Origin of the sequence: Noviherbaspirillum sp. (assembly GCF_035654295.1) — a bacterium.
Lineage (GTDB): Bacteria > Pseudomonadota > Gammaproteobacteria > Burkholderiales > Burkholderiaceae_D > Noviherbaspirillum.
Window position 1 is genome coordinate 40635 of record NZ_DASRXF010000016.1, and the last position, 14801, is coordinate 55435.

General features: G+C 61.4%; 16 protein-coding genes. 1 reads left to right on the forward strand and 15 read right to left on the reverse strand.

What is annotated here, in order from left to right; genetic code table 11:
• Positions 1–369: 369 nt before the first annotated feature.
• The 11 genes from VFF99_RS01570 to VFF99_RS01620 form a co-directional block, all read right to left on the reverse strand.
• Positions 370–669 carry a hypothetical protein gene (locus VFF99_RS01570; protein WP_325014334.1) on the reverse strand — a complete coding sequence of 100 codons (300 nt, stop codon included), beginning with the start codon at positions 667–669 and terminating at the stop codon, positions 370–372.
• A 226-nt stretch (positions 670–895) separates the two neighbouring features.
• Complete coding sequence (locus VFF99_RS01575) at positions 896–1858, reverse strand: glycoside hydrolase family 16 protein (RefSeq protein ID WP_325014336.1); 963 nt, start codon at positions 1856–1858, stop codon at positions 896–898.
• Between the two features lie 235 nt (positions 1859–2093).
• Positions 2094–3239 carry a branched-chain amino acid ABC transporter substrate-binding protein gene (locus VFF99_RS01580; protein WP_325014338.1) on the reverse strand — a complete coding sequence of 382 codons (1146 nt, stop codon included), beginning with the start codon at positions 3237–3239 and terminating at the stop codon, positions 2094–2096.
• Between the two features lie 258 nt (positions 3240–3497).
• Entirely contained in the window at positions 3498–4049 is a 552-nt protein-coding gene (locus VFF99_RS01585; RefSeq protein WP_325014340.1) for a hypothetical protein, read from the reverse strand.
• Positions 4050–4144: 95 nt separating this feature from the next.
• Complete coding sequence (locus tag VFF99_RS01590; RefSeq protein ID WP_325014342.1) at positions 4145–5464, reverse strand: type II toxin-antitoxin system HipA family toxin; 1320 nt, start codon at positions 5462–5464, stop codon at positions 4145–4147.
• Between the two features lie 41 nt (positions 5465–5505).
• Positions 5506–5766: a helix-turn-helix domain-containing protein gene (locus VFF99_RS01595; RefSeq protein WP_325014344.1), complete on the reverse strand. Its 261-nt coding sequence runs from the start codon at positions 5764–5766 to the stop codon at positions 5506–5508.
• Between the two features lie 181 nt (positions 5767–5947).
• On the reverse strand, positions 5948–6322 hold the full coding sequence (locus VFF99_RS01600) for a HipA domain-containing protein (protein ID WP_325014346.1): 375 nt from the start codon (positions 6320–6322) through the stop codon (positions 5948–5950).
• Positions 6323–6345: 23 nt separating this feature from the next.
• Positions 6346–7602, reverse strand: a complete 1257-nt coding sequence (locus VFF99_RS01605; protein WP_325014348.1) for a porin — start codon at positions 7600–7602, stop codon at positions 6346–6348.
• 242 nt (positions 7603–7844) lie between these two features.
• Positions 7845–8816 carry a tripartite tricarboxylate transporter substrate binding protein gene (locus tag VFF99_RS01610; protein WP_414691489.1) on the reverse strand — a complete coding sequence of 324 codons (972 nt, stop codon included), beginning with the start codon at positions 8814–8816 and terminating at the stop codon, positions 7845–7847.
• Between the two features lie 28 nt (positions 8817–8844).
• Complete coding sequence (gene catC / locus VFF99_RS01615) at positions 8845–9123, reverse strand: muconolactone Delta-isomerase (protein WP_325014350.1); 279 nt, start codon at positions 9121–9123, stop codon at positions 8845–8847.
• Positions 9124–9133: 10 nt separating this feature from the next.
• Entirely contained in the window at positions 9134–10270 is a 1137-nt protein-coding gene (locus VFF99_RS01620) for a muconate/chloromuconate family cycloisomerase (RefSeq protein ID WP_325014352.1), read from the reverse strand.
• Positions 10271–10376: 106 nt separating this feature from the next.
• Here VFF99_RS01620 and VFF99_RS01625 point away from each other — a divergent pair, with 106 nt between their 5' ends.
• The gene (locus VFF99_RS01625; protein ID WP_325014417.1) at positions 10377–11303 is read left to right on the forward strand and encodes a LysR family transcriptional regulator; all 927 of its coding nucleotides are present in this window, start codon (positions 10377–10379) and stop codon (positions 11301–11303) included.
• 124 nt (positions 11304–11427) lie between these two features.
• Here the strand turns inward: VFF99_RS01625 and pcaD are convergent, their stop codons facing one another.
• The 4 genes from pcaD to VFF99_RS01645 all read right to left on the reverse strand — a co-directional run bounded on the left by pcaD (position 11428) and on the right by VFF99_RS01645 (position 14617).
• The gene (pcaD, locus tag VFF99_RS01630) at positions 11428–12207 is read right to left on the reverse strand and encodes a 3-oxoadipate enol-lactonase (protein ID WP_325014354.1); all 780 of its coding nucleotides are present in this window, start codon (positions 12205–12207) and stop codon (positions 11428–11430) included.
• Between the two features lie 128 nt (positions 12208–12335).
• Positions 12336–12995: a 3-oxoacid CoA-transferase subunit B gene (locus VFF99_RS01635; protein ID WP_325014356.1), complete on the reverse strand. Its 660-nt coding sequence runs from the start codon at positions 12993–12995 to the stop codon at positions 12336–12338.
• Entirely contained in the window at positions 12992–13669 is a 678-nt protein-coding gene (locus VFF99_RS01640) for a 3-oxoacid CoA-transferase subunit A (RefSeq protein WP_325014358.1), read from the reverse strand. The genes VFF99_RS01635 and VFF99_RS01640 overlap by 4 nt, the downstream gene beginning before the upstream one ends.
• 18 nt (positions 13670–13687) lie before the next feature.
• A complete protein-coding gene (locus VFF99_RS01645) occupies positions 13688–14617 on the reverse strand; it encodes a dioxygenase (RefSeq protein WP_325014360.1) in 930 nt (309 codons plus the stop codon).
• Positions 14618–14801 lie beyond the last annotated feature (184 nt).

Below are 14801 nucleotides of genomic sequence, written 5' to 3' on the forward strand. Positions count from 1 at the left end.
TGACGCTGAACAATGTTCAGAGTTCCCGTTTCGGTCCGGGAGGAACGACTCGAGCCGGAAGAAGGTCCGATCGCGGCAGTTGTGCCTCGTGTGGCAGAGAGCGAAGTTTGATGAGCGCGGCCATGACGCGGGGGAGTAGGCCTGGTGCTCTTGCGTTCTGCTTGCTGAGCTATCTCTCCTGGCCCAACACATCGAAAGAGCACCGATGGCGGAGTCATTGATGTTGAAGTGCGAGAAAGGAAAGACTAAAAGTCAGAATTCCGCCGTAGGTGAAGACGCGATTCGAGCAAGCGGCCCGAAGCCGTCATTGCCGCTTCCTCAAAGCAGTCATCGGAACTCGCTCGCGCGACAAGTTAAATTGGCTCGGCTTCATTCAACCTTTTCCTCGAATTTGTTTAGCTCTTGGATCACGGATCGATTGTTTTTATAACGCCTTTTAAGCGCAGCCAGCCGTCTATCCGTTCCAGAACAGAAGATATCTAAGCTATCGATGATGAAGGTGCGTCGCTCAATTTGTTCTGGACTGTCTCCCTCGTAGGGTTCGCAGCGAAAGTGGTCACATGTGTTTCGTTCCGCGATGAATTCCTTGACCTCTTTCGGCAGCGGTTTTGGTCCAGCTTCCGCAACGGCGAAAACTGAGAATAAACCAAGAAGTATCAGCGCTCTCATTGCCATATAGTACAGAGCTGACCGATACAAGTGTACGTGTACAGTGACAATTTAAACACTGTGCAGGTTTTCATACGTGCAGCGATAAATTTCGCTTAATGGACTGAGATGTCCTGCGAGCCGATAAATAAAAGTCATTCTCATCGTTGTTTGTATCGAGTACGAGAGGAATGCCTTGAGAGCATTGTATTGGTCCAGTCAAGGCAATCCTGGCCAGGATGACCTGCTATTCAAACTGCCACGCCTTTACGTAGTTGATTTCAAAAGCGTTGGACTCACCTGTCGGGGTGGTGTCATCCGGATCGCCGCTGGCACTGCCGAACCAGAGGTCCAGTATAGGAAATAGCGGATCTGTTATCGAAGCCTGCAGCGAATAGACTTCCTTGCCATCGAAGTAGAAGGTCGCTTTATCGGGCTCCCATTTGAGGCCGTAACGATGAAACCCGGCAGACAGGTCAGGCGTTGCAACCTTTGAATAGCCGGCCCTGTCTCCCCGGTCGATCCACACCACCGGCGCGTACATCATTGGAACGGGAATACCGTCCTCGCCGGGCGCCCCCCACGGAGCGGCTCCGCCCGGGTACGCTTCGAGAATATCGATCTCGGGCCGCCGGCCATCTTGATAGCCAAGCAGCCAGAATGCAGGCCATACGCCTTTGCCTTTGGGGAGCTTGGCTTCCATTTCAAAGTATCCGTATTGCTGCGAAAAGCGGCCGTCGGTATCGAAGGTGCGGTTAAAGAATTTACCGTTCGTCCCACGTTCGGGCCAGATCTTGAGCGTGCCGTCCTTTACGGCGTAATTGGTTACCGCAATATCGGCGTCCGTGCGCTCGGTGTTCCAGATGCTGCGGTCAAGGCCGGCGTCGAAGCTGTCGTGGAAAGTGAGCCTGTAGCCGCTGGGATCTTGTCCCGTAGGGCCGCCTGACGCGAGGAGAGTTGCCGGGTATAAGGAGGAAGTGTGGGAAGCTTGAGGCGAGCTGGAGTTTGCGGTTGAAGCAGATGCAGGAGGGGCTGCTTGTGGCGGACTGTCGGTTGTTCCCGATACTACGCCTGCATGCGTTAGCGTCGATGAAGTGTCGGGAGCCGATGCCGCTCCGCTTTCAACTGAGGTACCGCCGCATGCTACGAGTAATCCGGCAACTGCCGCAGAGATCAGATAGGTGTTTACTCTCGAATTAGGTTCAATCATTAGAACTTCTCCATTGTAAAAAATGGTAGTTCGAGAGACTCAACTCCTCATAGTTCCGGCAATAGTTCTATGTTTTCCTATAACTTTTGCTATTACGATTCGAAAAAATCGATATGGAACTTGCTGGCAGTTGCGATGCAGAGTTCGCAGGCTGGGATGTAATCCCAGCATGTTTGCCCATTTTCGATAGCTGAGATTGCGTCCCAGCCTACCGCGTTTGCAGTCTCCTCTCAGATCATCGCGTGATGCCGAGCTGGACGCGCTTCTTCTCCTTGAACGTGTACAGGGTCAGCGTCCCGTTCCTGACATCGCCCTTCGGGTCGAATGCAATCCGTCCCGTAAGGCCGTCGTATTCGAGCGTCGCGAGCTGCCCCAGGTACTTTGCGGGATCCGTTGAACCCGCCTTGCGCATGGATTCCACCATCACCATGACGGCGTCGTATGCATAGGGCGCGTACAGCTGCACGTCCGAGCCGTAGCGTTTGCGATAGGCCGTCCTGAACGCGTCGACCTTTGTCTTGTGCTTGTCTTCGATCCCGCCGGCCTCGGCACAGGTCACAAGCCCTTCACCGATCGCGTCGCCCGCCAGTTGCAGCATGCTTTCGGTGCACACGCCATCGCCGCCCATGAACTTCGCGCCAATGCCCAGCGATTTCATCTGGCGCAGCATGGGGCCGCCGACGGCGTCCATGCCGCCGTAGAAGATCAGGTCCGGCTTTTTCGACTTGACCGCGGTCAGGATGGCGTTGAAGTCGGTTGCCTTGTCATTGGTGAATTCCCTGGTGACGATTTCACTTCCGCCCTTGGCGCGCACAGCCTTCACGAACTCGTCAGCCACCCCCTGGCCGTAGGCAGTGCGGTCGTCGATCACCGCGATGCGCTTCGCCTTCACGGTGTCGACCGCGTAGCGCCCGAGCACGCTTCCCAGTTGCGCGTCGTTGGCCACGAGCCGGAACGCGGTTTTGTATCCCTGCTGGGTGTAACGAGGATTGGTTGCCGATGGAGAAATCTGTGGAATGCCCGCGTCACTGTAGATCTTGGCAGCGGGGATCGTCGTCCCCGATGTGACATGTCCGATGACGCCGTTTACTTTTGCATCGGCCAGCTTTTGCGCGGCGGCGGTACCGAGCCGGGGGTCGGCGCCATCATCCTCCGACATCAGCTCGAACCGCACATTCCTGCCGCCAATCACAGGTTTTGCCGCATTCAGCTCCTCGATCGCCATGCGTGCACCGTTCTCATTGTCCTTGCCAATGTGTGCAATCGGGCCGGACAGGGGCCCGGCGTGGCCGATGCGCACGACCACCTCTTGCGCCTGTGTTGCGGCGGCGCCCGTCGCCAGGACAATAGCTGCCCCCGCCAGATACCTGCGTGAATTCATTCGCTCCAACTCCTAAAGTGTTGATGTCTGCTGCTTCTCTTATTGCGTGAGCCTCTAACTTGCCCGAGCTGAATGAATTGCCCGGCATGTTTTGTACGCATCGGTACATTAAGGGTGAACAGAGAAAGTGTCAAGCGGTGGTCATGCACCGACGACTTTCTCTATACACTGCGGGCATCGGAAATGGCGCTCAGAACCAACGGGAGCGGGTGCAGACGCCGGCCCCGCGTTAGGGGCCGGGCAAGACAAACAACCGCGCTAGCGGCCGCGCTGCGACATTTTCCCCAGTGCGATGGCAAGTGCGGCACCGCCCAGTGCTTTGACCAGGGTCGGGTTCTGCGCATAGAAGCGGCTCATCTGGTCGATCACGCCGGGATTCTCGCGTTCGGCATGCATGGCGAGTTCCTGGAATTCATCCGGGCTCATCCGTTCCACGTCTTCGGGGCGCACGTTCATCTGCTGTTGCCCCATCGCGCCGCCGAGCAGCCCGCCGAGCATGCCGCCTCCGCCTACGCCACGGTTCAGGAATGAGCCGATGACCGCGGGGCCGAGCGCACCGAGAAGCTGGTTCATCATGCCTGCGCGCTGTTGCGTGTCCGCCTGGCCGAAGAGTTGCCCTACCATATTGGGAAACGGCGGCGTCTGGTTGGAGCGAAATGCCTCGCTCAGTCCGTCGGCGAGTTCGTCATGATGCGACGATTGCGCCACCTGGTCGAAGTGTTGCTCAACATCGTTCGGCGGCTGGGTGGGGTTGGCACCACCGCCGTACTGTTCAAGAATACGTCCAATATCGAAACCTAGTCCCATCATGCTCTCCTTTGTACACGGGCCGCCTGAGCGGCCCAATGTAGGAAGCGGATATGGGAATGAAGTTCCTTGATCGTTTGCGCAGGGAAAGGCGGCGTTCAGGGGAGGTAATCCGGCGCTGGGCCGAATCCCGACTCCTGGGTGGCGAGCGTCGCGGCCTGGCTTCTGAGGCCGTCGAATATCCGCTCAGCCACTTGAACCGGAAAATCGCCGGGCAGTTGCGCCGCGACGTCGTCGATCACTTTCGGAGTGCGATCGATGAAATGCCGGATGGTCTCCTCGAAGTCCGCTCCGAGCGCGTTGACTTTCGCGAGCGCGTTCCAGTGCCGCCGGCGGATTTCGCATATCTTGTAATGGACATTGCCGGTGCGCACGGCCATTGCCAGTTTTACTTTCGGCCACTGGAACATGTTCGGGGCATCCCCGATGGCAGGCCAGGCCGACAGGATGTCGTAGAGTGGCGTCATGCGAAAGGCATCGCCGCGATCGATGAAGATGCTGAAATTCTTGGCATGTCCGTCGGGGGCGGCAAGCAGCCAGAAGAGCAGCTGTGCGGCAAGGAAGTTGCGGCGGTCTTCGAGGGCGCGCGAACTGCCGCGCAGGCGGTCCAGGATAGCCGCCATTCCGGGGCCGCCCATGCTCTCGTACTTGCTTGTCGCCGGTTGGCCGAGCGCCTGGCAGAAGTCTTCCTGCGGCAGCCGGATGATCCAGTCCTGCTGGACAAGACGATCGAAGCGTTCAACAACGAGTACGGTATGGCGACCGAACCGGCGGATTTCGCTTGGCGCAACGGGCAGGCCATATGCCTCTGCAATCCGTGCGCACAGCCATTCGTTTTCCACCGACGTCGAGAAGTCGGCCTGCGCGGTTCCAACGATGCCGAGGGGAAGCTTCAGTATATGTGTCGTCGGGGTGGCACCGTGAGGCCGGCACCACTTGCCGCCATGCCAAAGCAATGCCGTCTTTTCCTGGGCACCGGCGATCGAGATCCGTAGTTCATCGTCTTGCGGACCGCCGGGTGCGGCAGGCGATATCGTCCCATCCAGCAATCGCTCGACCTGTTCGTCCGTCAAGGGTTCAGCGTCAATGCGCCGCACTTGCGGCGGCTCCGATCCGGCGGGAAGCAGCATGACCGAACCGACGCAGTCGCGCCCGATCTTCTCCAGGACGTCAAAAGCGCCGGTGGAGGCCGCACCGAATTTCTGCGCAAGGCGCCGGCGGATATCGGCGCTGTCGGGCAGCAGGTTGTCGAAGTAACTGGATACGATCGGACCGGTGATGGCGGCCGTGCCGACGGCCAGCGGCATGGACAGCGAGAGAGGACGTTTGCTGGGGCTTGCAAGCCAGGATGCTTCGTAGGCGAAGCTCTCCCCGGCGCGTGGTGCCAGCGTCCATTTGCCGACCAGCTCGCCGTTCATCCAGACGTCAAGGACGCGCTTCGCAGAGGGGCGGCCGGCCACTACCAGCCCTCCCCTTCGTTTGGCGGCGATACGCCTGGATCGTCGCGATCCACGGCATGAAATTCCGCACCCAGTGCCATCATGATGGTCAGGAGGGAGTCGAAACGCACTTTCTCCGGCGCGCTCTCGATCTTCGCAATCCGTTCCTGGGACAAGCCGATCCTGGCCCCGAGCTGTTCCTGCGACCAGCCCCGCGCCCGCCGGAGGGATTTCAGATACGGGCCCAACTGGCCGGACGTGCGAATCGGTGAGGAAGTCATGGCGCGCTCCAATTATTCTTCCAGAGGAATAAAACCAGTTTATTCCGTGAAAAGAATAAGGAGAAGATATTCTTTTTTGGGAATAAATACAAGTTATTCCGATAAAAGCATAATTATTGCTGTGATGCACGAGGCCCCACACGCCGAGCGCCCTTTCCTGCTTAACCGACCGGGAACTCCGTCATGGCTTGCGCCTGCCCCGCAGGCGAGGCAGTGGAAGCACATCGCGCTCGGCGGCATCGGCGAACGCGAAGCATGCGGCAAGCATGCGCAGATCGTGGTCGCTTGCGCCCGCCTCGCGAAAGACCTTGCGCCAGTCCGCCACGACAGCCTTCACCTCGCGCACGATGTCAAACGCCTCCTCCGGGTCGAGGAAGAAGCGGCCGCACTGGCTCAAGGCATTTTCCAGCGTGCCGGCGCAGCCGAATACGCCGACGCCGATCGACTGCGGGGCGTTGGGCGCCTCCAGATGCGGCAGGATGTCGAATGCGGGCGTCAGGCGAACCTGCCCCGGGGAGATCATGAGCACCCCATGATTGCGCAAGTGGTCGTCCACGTTGCCGCGCTCAGACTTCGGCGTCAGAACCGATGCCGCACGCCCAGTTGCACCGCTCTCGCATCCTGTCCGCCGCGCGTGGTGAAACCGCCGCTGTAACCCGCGCCACCCAGTGCGTACTGTGCGTTCGCCTCGTTGTTGGCGATGGCGAAGAACAGGTACACGTCGGTCCGCTTGGACAGGTTATGGTCGTAGCCGAGCGAGATCAAGGTCACGTCGCTGTCGGGGAACAGGTCGTTCCTGGTGTGGGCAACCGCGCCCATCAGGCGCCCTGCCCCGATGGTGTAGTGCATGCCGAGCGAGGCGCTGTCGGCATCCAGCCGTGCGTTCGAGTTGATCGTTGCCACTATGGCGGGCACGAGCGCAGCGCCTGCAGTGCCGAGCGATGCGGCGATCGTCGGCGTCAGTGCGAAGCCGATGCCGGGGTTGTCGTTCTTCATCGTCATGTAACCGGCAAAGAACTTCATCTTGCCCAGGGTGTACGAGCCCCCCACCACACCAGTGCGCAGCGAACGGGCGCCGAACGGGTCGTCCTCCCGGTTGTAGCCGATGCCGACGTTGAATCCGTGCGCCTGGTACCGCACGTTCCCGCCGACGAAGCGGTTCGATACGCCGAGCGAACCGGAACCGCGGTCTTCGGGGCTGTACATCAGCGATGCGCCAAGGCCGTTCGGCAGTTGCAGCCGGTACTGGATCGCATTGCTGGAACGGATGGCGACGCCCGGCGTATAGAGCGCGCTGGTACCGGTCGTGATACCTCCCCAGCCGCCGACCGTACCGGTTTCAAAGGTATCGGCGATGGCGCCGATTTCATAGGCAGGCGTGTACTGGCGTCCAAACAGGATGGCGCCGGCCGGCGTGATCAGGCCCACCATTGCCGTACGGTCGAACAAGGCGCCGTTGGCATTGACGACGGTGGGGTTCTGTCCCAACGCGGTGGCCAGTGCGACGGATGTCGCCGCCGGCAGGGGCGCACCTTGCAGCAGCGCGAAGTCGGGATTCCTGCCGAGATATCCATTGCGCAGCTCGCCGGTATCCAGCTCGAACCGCGACTCCAGCGTAAACGTTGCCTTGAAGCCGCTGCCAAGGTCTTCCATTCCCTTGAAACCGATTCGCGAGCCGTCCGCAAGGCCGCTGGCGAGGTTGTACTGCGTGCCGTTGCCGAAGCGCGATGCCTGGATGCCGGCATCGGCAATGCCGTAAATGGATAAGCTGGTTTGTGCAAGCGCCGGCATGACGCCAAGGATGCCTGCCAAGGCAGTGAGAGTCTTGAACTTCATGTTGCCTCCATAGATTGTTTTTCTTCGCAGGAAGCCGCGCCGTCGCGTACCGCGGCGCTGCCACTTACTGAATATCAGTTCGTCGGCGGGCAAGCTTGGGAGGCGTCAAAGAATGAGAGGACTAAGGGACTGCCGCGACCTTGTGTGGAAAATTCGCGACGGGTTGGGTCTGCATTGCCAATGCATGAGAGGGCTGGGCGGCAACGCCGTTGCCCGCCCTCATGCATGAATAAACGCCTTGCTCAATCGGCACTGATGTTTCTCGCCCGGATGATATCGGGCCAGCGCTTCATTTCCGAATCCAGGTACTTCGCCAATTCTTCTGGAGAAGACCCGACCGGTTCCGCGCCCAGTTGCGCAAACCGCTTGGCGACGTCCGGATGCTTGATGGCGTTGGTGATTTCCGCATTGAGACGGTCCACGATCGCACGCGGGGTCTTGGCGGGAACGAACACCGCATACCAGCCGTTGAGCTCATAACCCTTCAGGCCGGCTTCGCTCAGCGTGGGCACGTCGGGCAGAACGCTCGACCGCTTCGTCGTCGTCACCGCCAGCGCCTTGAGCCGGCCCGAGTCGATGTGCGGCTTGGCCGAGGAGACGGAGTCGAACATGATGTCCACCTGCCGGCCGAGAAGATCGGTCATCGCCGGCGCGCTGCCCTTGTAGGGGACGTGCAGAATATCGACGCCGGCCATCGCGTTGAACAACTCGGCGCGGAGATGAATCGTGGTTCCGTTGCCGGCGGAGGCGTAGGTCATCTTTCCAGGCTGGGCCTTGGCGGCTGCGATCAGCTCGGTCACGTTGTTCGCCTTGATCCCCGGACCGGCCACCAGCACGTTCGGCACGATCGCCACGAGGCTCACAGGCTCGAAGCTCTTCACCGGGTCATACGACAGCTTGGGGTACAACGCGGGATTCACCGCATGGCCGATGGAGACAATCATCATCGTGTGGCCGTCGGGCTCGGATTTTGCGACCATCGACGAGCCGATCGTGCCTCCGGCACCGGGGCGGTTTTCGATGATGACGGGTTGTTTCAGGCTCTGGGAAAGACGCTCGCCTATGGATCGCGCCATGCTGTCCATCGCGCCGCCCGGCGTGAACGGCACTACCCACTTGATCGGACGGTTCGGAAAGTTGTCGTTCGCAACGGCGCCGAATGCGGTGCCAAGCAACATGCTGGCGGATAGCAGTTTTGCAAATGCAAGTTTCATGTCATCTCCTGTTGGCAAATGGACCGCTTCAAGCGATCGCGGATGGGTGCTTGGCGAGCGGGGTCACCTTGATTTTCATGAACGGGAACAAGGGCAGGCCGGAAAGGAGCGCATGCAGTTCGTCATTCGATTCGACATCAAACACGCTGTAGTTCGCATACTCTCCAACCACCCTGTAGAGGTGGACCCATTTGCCGATGCGCTGCAGTTCCTGCGCGTAGGCCTTTTCGTGTGCCTTGATATCGTCAGCGACTTTGGGCGCGATGTCGCGCGGAATGTCTACATCCATGCGGACCAGAAACAACATGGCGATCTCCTTAATGTTTTCTGCTGTAATGGGAAAGCTTGTCTTCGTCGAGCGCGACACCGAGACCCGGCGCCTGCGGCAGGGCGAGCGCGTAATTCACGATGCCGGGACGTTCCACCACGATGTCGTCCTTGAGCAGCAAGGGGCCGAACAGTTCGGTGCCCCATTCGAGCGTTGCGCAGGCGGCAAAGGCATGCGCCGATGCGATGCTGCCGATGCTGCCCTCGAGCAGCGTGCCGCCGTAGCAGCCGATGCCGGCGGCGTCGGCCACCGCCGCGCAACGCAGCACGCCGAGCAGGCCGCCCGATTTGCCGATCTTGAGTGCGACGATGTCGGCAGCCTCATGACACGCGTAATCGAACATGTCGTGCGCGGAATGGACAGCTTCGTCAGCCATCATCGGCACGTCGAAGCGCTGTGCAAGACGCGCCAGCCCGCGGCGGTTTTCACGCGCGATGGGCTGCTCGACCAGCATCACGCCGGCAGCCTCCAGTTCAGGAATGAAGCGGCAGGCGATGGCCTCGCTCCAGGCCTGGTTGAGGTCCACCGTAAGCTCCGCTCGTTCGCCCAGCGCGGCCTTGATGGCAGCGACGTGCTTCACATCGTCCCGGGGATCGCGCTTGCCGATCTTCAGCTTGAACACCTTGTGCCGGCGCAGCTCAAGCAATTCCTCGGCTTCGGCGATGTCGCGCCGGCTGTCGCCGCTGGCCAGCGTCCACAGCACGGGAAGCGACTCGCGCACCGCGCCGCCGAGAAGCTGGTGCACCGGGACGCCGAGCCGCTTTCCCTGCGCGTCGAGCAGTGCGGTTTCGAGGGCGGACTTGGCAAGGGCATTGCCCTGCACGGATCGCGCCACGCGCGCCATGACGGCGTTGACGCTGCGCGCGTCCTCGCCGACGACCAGCGGGGTCACGTAGCGGTCGAGCGTGAGCTTGATCGACTCGGGGCTTTGGTCGCCATAGGCGAGTCCGCCGATGGTCGTCGCTTCGCCGATGCCTTCGATGCCGTCGGCGCATCTCAGTCGGAGGATGACGAGCGTCTGGGTGCGCATGGTGGTCATTGCCAGCCGATGCTCGCGTATGGTCGGAAGGTCGACGATCACGGCTTCGAGCGATGTGACGGGAACAGGTTTGATGTTAGAGTCCATGTGTTCAGAGAGTGCTGGCTGGATAAGGCTGTCAAGAGGATGGTAGGTGCAGCCTCTTCATGCGTCCAATATCATTTCCATCCTGCGCCATACTCAGGAGGTATCGATGGAACTGCGGCAATTGCGTTATTTCGAAGTGCTCGGGCGCACGCTCAACTTCACCCGCGCGGCCGAGCAGTTGCATATCGCCCAGCCCCCGCTGTCGCGCCAGATCCGGCAGCTGGAGGAAGAGCTCGGTGCGGAACTGATCGACCGTAATGCGCGGCCGCTGGCGCTGACAAAGGCCGGGGTGTTCTTCCTGGAGCAGTGCACGCAGATGCTGGGCCGGCTCGACGAGGTACGCGCGGCGACGCGCCGCATCAGTGCAGGCCAGCGGCGGTGGTTCGGGATCGGCTTCGTGCCGTCGGCGCTCTACGGCTTCCTTCCGGGCCTGATCCGGAGCTTCAGGGAAAACAGCGAGGGCGTCGAAGTCGTCCTCTCGGAGATGACATCCATCCAGCAGGCGGAAGCCTTGAAGGCCGGCCGCATCGACGCCGGCTTCGGCCGCCTGCCGCTGGACGATCCTCAGCTTGTATGCGAAGTGCTCGCGCAGGAACCGCTGGCGGTCGCGCTGCCGTGCCGGCATCCGCTGACCAAGGAGCCGCACATCTCCCTGGCGATGCTCGCCTCCGAGCCGTTCATCCTCTACCCTGCCCGCCCGCGGCCGAGCTATGCGGACCAGGTGCTGCAGCAGTTCCGCGTGCGCGGCCTGAATTTGAAAAATGTGATCGACGCCAACGAAATGCAGACCGCGATCGGCCTTGTTGCCGCAGGACTGGGCGTGACCCTGGTGCCGGGATCGGTGCAGCGCTTGCGGCGTGACGACATCGTGTATCACGCGCTGCATGAAAAGGACGTGGCCTCACCGGTCATCATGAACACGCGCGCGGGCGATGCGAATCCGGATTTGCAACGGTTTATCGAGGCCGCGCGGGTACATGCTGCGCCCGATTCCGCCTCTCCGGTTCCCTCCCCTTTGCAGGGGGAGGGTTAGGGTGGAGGTAGTGCGGTTGAGCCGTCGCAGAGGTGTAATCAGCGTCACTACCCCATCCCAGCCTTCCCCCTGCAAGGGGGAAGGAGCCGTTCAGCGCTCCGTCGCCGGGAGGACAGGTTTACTGCTAGGCCTTCAGGAAAGCTAGCAACGCATCTGTGAAGCGGACGGGCTGCTGCAGGTTGGCGATGTGCGCCGTATTCAGCTCCACGTACTGGGCGTCGCGGATCGCCTTCACAAGATACAAGGCATCCGACGGCGGCGTAGGCAGATCACCGTTGCCGGCGATGACCAGCGTCGGTGCGGCGATGTTTCTTACTTCCTCGCGCAGGTCAGCATCCCGCACCGCATGGCAGTTGGCGGCGTAGCCTTCAGGATCGGTGGCGACCAGCATGCGGCGCAGCTGCGCCACCAGCTCGCCGTGCGCCTGCGCGAAATCCGGCGTCAGCCACCGCGCGACGACTGCATCGGCGATCGACTCCATGCCCTCGGCGCGAACCTTCTCCACACGCGCGGTCCAGTTGTCGGGCGGGCCGATGAAGGCGGCGGTATTGCTGAGCACGAGGCTGTCTATGCGCTCGGGAAAATCGAGCGCGAGCCGCATGCCTGTGATTCCGCCCATCGACAATCCGCAGAAATGCGCCTTCGCAATGCCGAGGTAATCCAGCAGGTCAACGACATCGGCAGCAAGGCGGGCCATGGTATAGGGGCCGGGCGGCACGCCGGATTGACCGTGGCCCCGGGTGTCATACCGCAGGACACGGAAGTGCTCGCTCAATCCCGCGATCTGCGGCGCCCACATTTCCAGGTTGGTGCCAAGCGAGTTTGACAGGACAAGCACGGGTTTGCCCGGATCGCCGTCAATACGGTAATGGATGCGGGTACTACCCAATTCGGCAACAGGCATTGCTTCCTCGATTAAACACGTTCAATGGCAACGGCGATCCCCTGCCCCACCCCGAGGCACATCGTCCACAGGGCAAACCATCCGCGCGTGCGCTGCAGCTGATAGGTGGCCGTCGTGACAGGCGGCATTCATCGTCCGGAACCACCCTCTGTCCGGGTGTCGATGAGCGGCACGCCGGTCAGCTCCTGCAGTTCCTCAAAGCCGATGTCCGAATAGATTTCCCGGACGTGCAGGCCATCCTTGCCGACTTCCAGCATGGCGAGGTCGGTATAGATACGGCTGACGCAGTTCATGCCGGTCAAGGGATAGCTGCATTGCGCCACGATCTTGCTCTCGCCCTGCTTGGTCAGGTGTTCCATCATCACGAATACCTTCTTTGCACCGATGGCGAGGTCCATCGCTCCGCCGACGGCGGGAATGGCGCCGGGCGCACCGGTATGCCAGTTCGCCAGGTCGCCGCGAGCGGAGACCTGGAACGCGCCGAGCACGCAGTAGTCGAGATGACCGCCGCGCATCATTCCGAACGAGTCGGCATGATGGAAATACGCGCCTCCCGCCAGCAGCGTCACGAACTGTTTGCCGGCATTGATGAGATCGCCGTCCTCCTCACCGGGCGCAGGCGCCGGGCCCATCCCCAGCACGCCGTTCTCGCTGTGCAGGATAATCTCGCGGTCGCCGATGTGATTGGCAACCAGTGTCGGCACGCCGATCCCGAGGTTCACATAGGCCCCCTCGGGAATATCGCGCGCCACGCGCTGCGCCATTTCGTCTCGCGTCAAGCGTTTCATTCTTGCTCCTTGTCCGTCACGCGCACCACGCGCTGCACGAAGATGCCCGGGGTCACGACTGCCTCCGGATCGAGCTCGCCCAGCGGCACCACCTGATCGACCTGGACGATGGTGGTTTTCGCCGCGCTCGCCATGATCGGGCCGAAGTTGCGCGCCGTCTTGCGATACACGAGATTGCCCCAGCGATCGGCGGCAAGCGCCTTGATCAGGGCGAAGTCGGCATGCAGCGGCAATTCGAAGACATAGTGGCGGCCGTTGATCTCCCGGCATTCCTTGCCCTTGGCCAGCAGGGTGCCGTAGCCGGTCGGCGTGTAGAAACCACCGATGCCGGCGCCCGCAGCGCGGATACGCTCCGCCAGGTTGCCCTGCGGGACGAGTTCGAGCTCGATTTCGCCGCGGCGGAACAGCTCGTCGAACACATGCGAGTCGGTCTGGCGCGGGAAGGAACAGACGATCTTGCGCACGCGCTTCGCCTTGAGCAGCGCGGCCAGTCCGGTATCGCCATTACCCGCATTGTTGTTGATGATGGTGAGTTCCCGCGCGCCCTGTTCGATGAGCGCGTCGATGAGCTGCGACGGCATGCCAGCCGTACCGAAACCACCGATCATGACCGTCGCGCCGTCGGGGATATCGGCGACGGCGGCGGAGAGGGATGGAAGGATTTTATCGATCATGGATGTCCAATCCTGCGATTAGGCAGCGCTCGGCGCAACAGCCCGTTCGTAACGTCCCAGGTGCAGGGCGTCCTGCTCGCCGGCGGCGGGCTGCAGCTTGAAATCGAAGCGGATGCGGGTGAAGGCGAAGTCGATGCCGAGCGATTCGTATCCACCCTGTGCCGGTACCTCTTCGAGCGTCACGACGAGGCCGTCGCGGGTGGCGAAGGCAAAGTCGTCGTCGATATAGGTATCGCCGGGAATATTGACCTGCGTGGTGAGGGCGCGCTTGCCGCCGGCCGACACCAGGAAGTGGATATGTGCAGGCCGGTTGCCGTGGCGGCCCAGCAGGTCGAACAGTTCCGAGGTCGGGCTGTCCGGCGGGATCGCATAACCCGGCGGGAGCACGCTGCGGAAGCGGTAACGGCCCTGCGCGTCGGTGACGATACGGCGGCGCAGGTTGTAGGGTTCCTGGCTGGGATCGAAATGCGAGTAGGCGCCCTTCTCGTTCGCGTGCCACACATCGACGACGGCGCCCGGCAACGGATTGCCTTCGATGTCGCGCACCGTGCCTTCCATGACATAGACGCTGCCCGGCATTTTCCCGTTGTCCAGGCGTGCCTCGTACTCGGACTGCGGCGCCCCCGGCACATACAGCGGGCCTTCGATGGCGCGCGGCGTTCCGGCGGCAAGCCCTGCGCGCGCATCCGCTTCATCTTCGAGAATGTCGAGCAGGCGGTCGAAGCCCAGGCCTGCGGTGATCAGGCCGATCTGTCCGCTCGCGCCGAGACGGGACAGCCACTGCATTGCCGCCCAGAACTCCACGGGCTTGACCTCGAATTCCTCGATCGTCTTGAACAGGTCGGCGACAACGCGCTTCGTAATGGTCCGTACCCGTTCGTTGCCGTCCTTGGCCCTTGCCTCGGTGACCCGGCGCAGCAATTCGCTTCGATCGAACTCATTCTTCATCGCAGACTCCTTTCATTCCAGTGATGGAATCATGGTATGTGCCGTCGCGATGAGCGTCCAATATCATTTCGGTCCGCGGCGATATCTTTAAGGTATAACGCCGAGCATCCTTACGCTGCGGCTTGCCATACCTTTCGGCTCACCTGCCAAACGTGTTCCTGCATGTCCAAATGATCGGGCGCAG

Coding starts and splice junctions, on each gene's coding strand:
- VFF99_RS01625 (WP_325014417.1), top strand. CDS start 10,377: ATGGAACTGCGGCAATTGCGTTATTTCGAAGTGCTCGGGCGCACGCTC.
- catC (WP_325014350.1), bottom strand. CDS start 9,123: ATGTTGTTTCTGGTCCGCATGGATGTAGACATTCCGCGCGACATCGCG.
- VFF99_RS01635 (WP_325014356.1), bottom strand. CDS start 12,995: ATGAAACGCTTGACGCGAGACGAAATGGCGCAGCGCGTGGCGCGCGAT.
- pcaD (WP_325014354.1), bottom strand. CDS start 12,207: ATGCCTGTTGCCGAATTGGGTAGTACCCGCATCCATTACCGTATTGAC.
- VFF99_RS01620 (WP_325014352.1), bottom strand. CDS start 10,270: ATGGACTCTAACATCAAACCTGTTCCCGTCACATCGCTCGAAGCCGTG.
- VFF99_RS01645 (WP_325014360.1), bottom strand. CDS start 14,617: ATGAAGAATGAGTTCGATCGAAGCGAATTGCTGCGCCGGGTCACCGAG.
- VFF99_RS01585 (WP_325014340.1), bottom strand. CDS start 4,049: ATGATGGGACTAGGTTTCGATATTGGACGTATTCTTGAACAGTACGGC.
- VFF99_RS01610 (WP_414691489.1), bottom strand. CDS start 8,816: ATGAAACTTGCATTTGCAAAACTGCTATCCGCCAGCATGTTGCTTGGC.
- VFF99_RS01595 (WP_325014344.1), bottom strand. CDS start 5,766: ATGACTTCCTCACCGATTCGCACGTCCGGCCAGTTGGGCCCGTATCTG.
- VFF99_RS01575 (WP_325014336.1), bottom strand. CDS start 1,858: ATGATTGAACCTAATTCGAGAGTAAACACCTATCTGATCTCTGCGGCA.
- VFF99_RS01590 (WP_325014342.1), bottom strand. CDS start 5,464: ATGAACGGCGAGCTGGTCGGCAAATGGACGCTGGCACCACGCGCCGGG.
- VFF99_RS01605 (WP_325014348.1), bottom strand. CDS start 7,602: ATGAAGTTCAAGACTCTCACTGCCTTGGCAGGCATCCTTGGCGTCATG.
- VFF99_RS01640 (WP_325014358.1), bottom strand. CDS start 13,669: ATGATCGATAAAATCCTTCCATCCCTCTCCGCCGCCGTCGCCGATATC.
- VFF99_RS01570 (WP_325014334.1), bottom strand. CDS start 669: ATGAGAGCGCTGATACTTCTTGGTTTATTCTCAGTTTTCGCCGTTGCG.
- VFF99_RS01580 (WP_325014338.1), bottom strand. CDS start 3,239: ATGAATTCACGCAGGTATCTGGCGGGGGCAGCTATTGTCCTGGCGACG.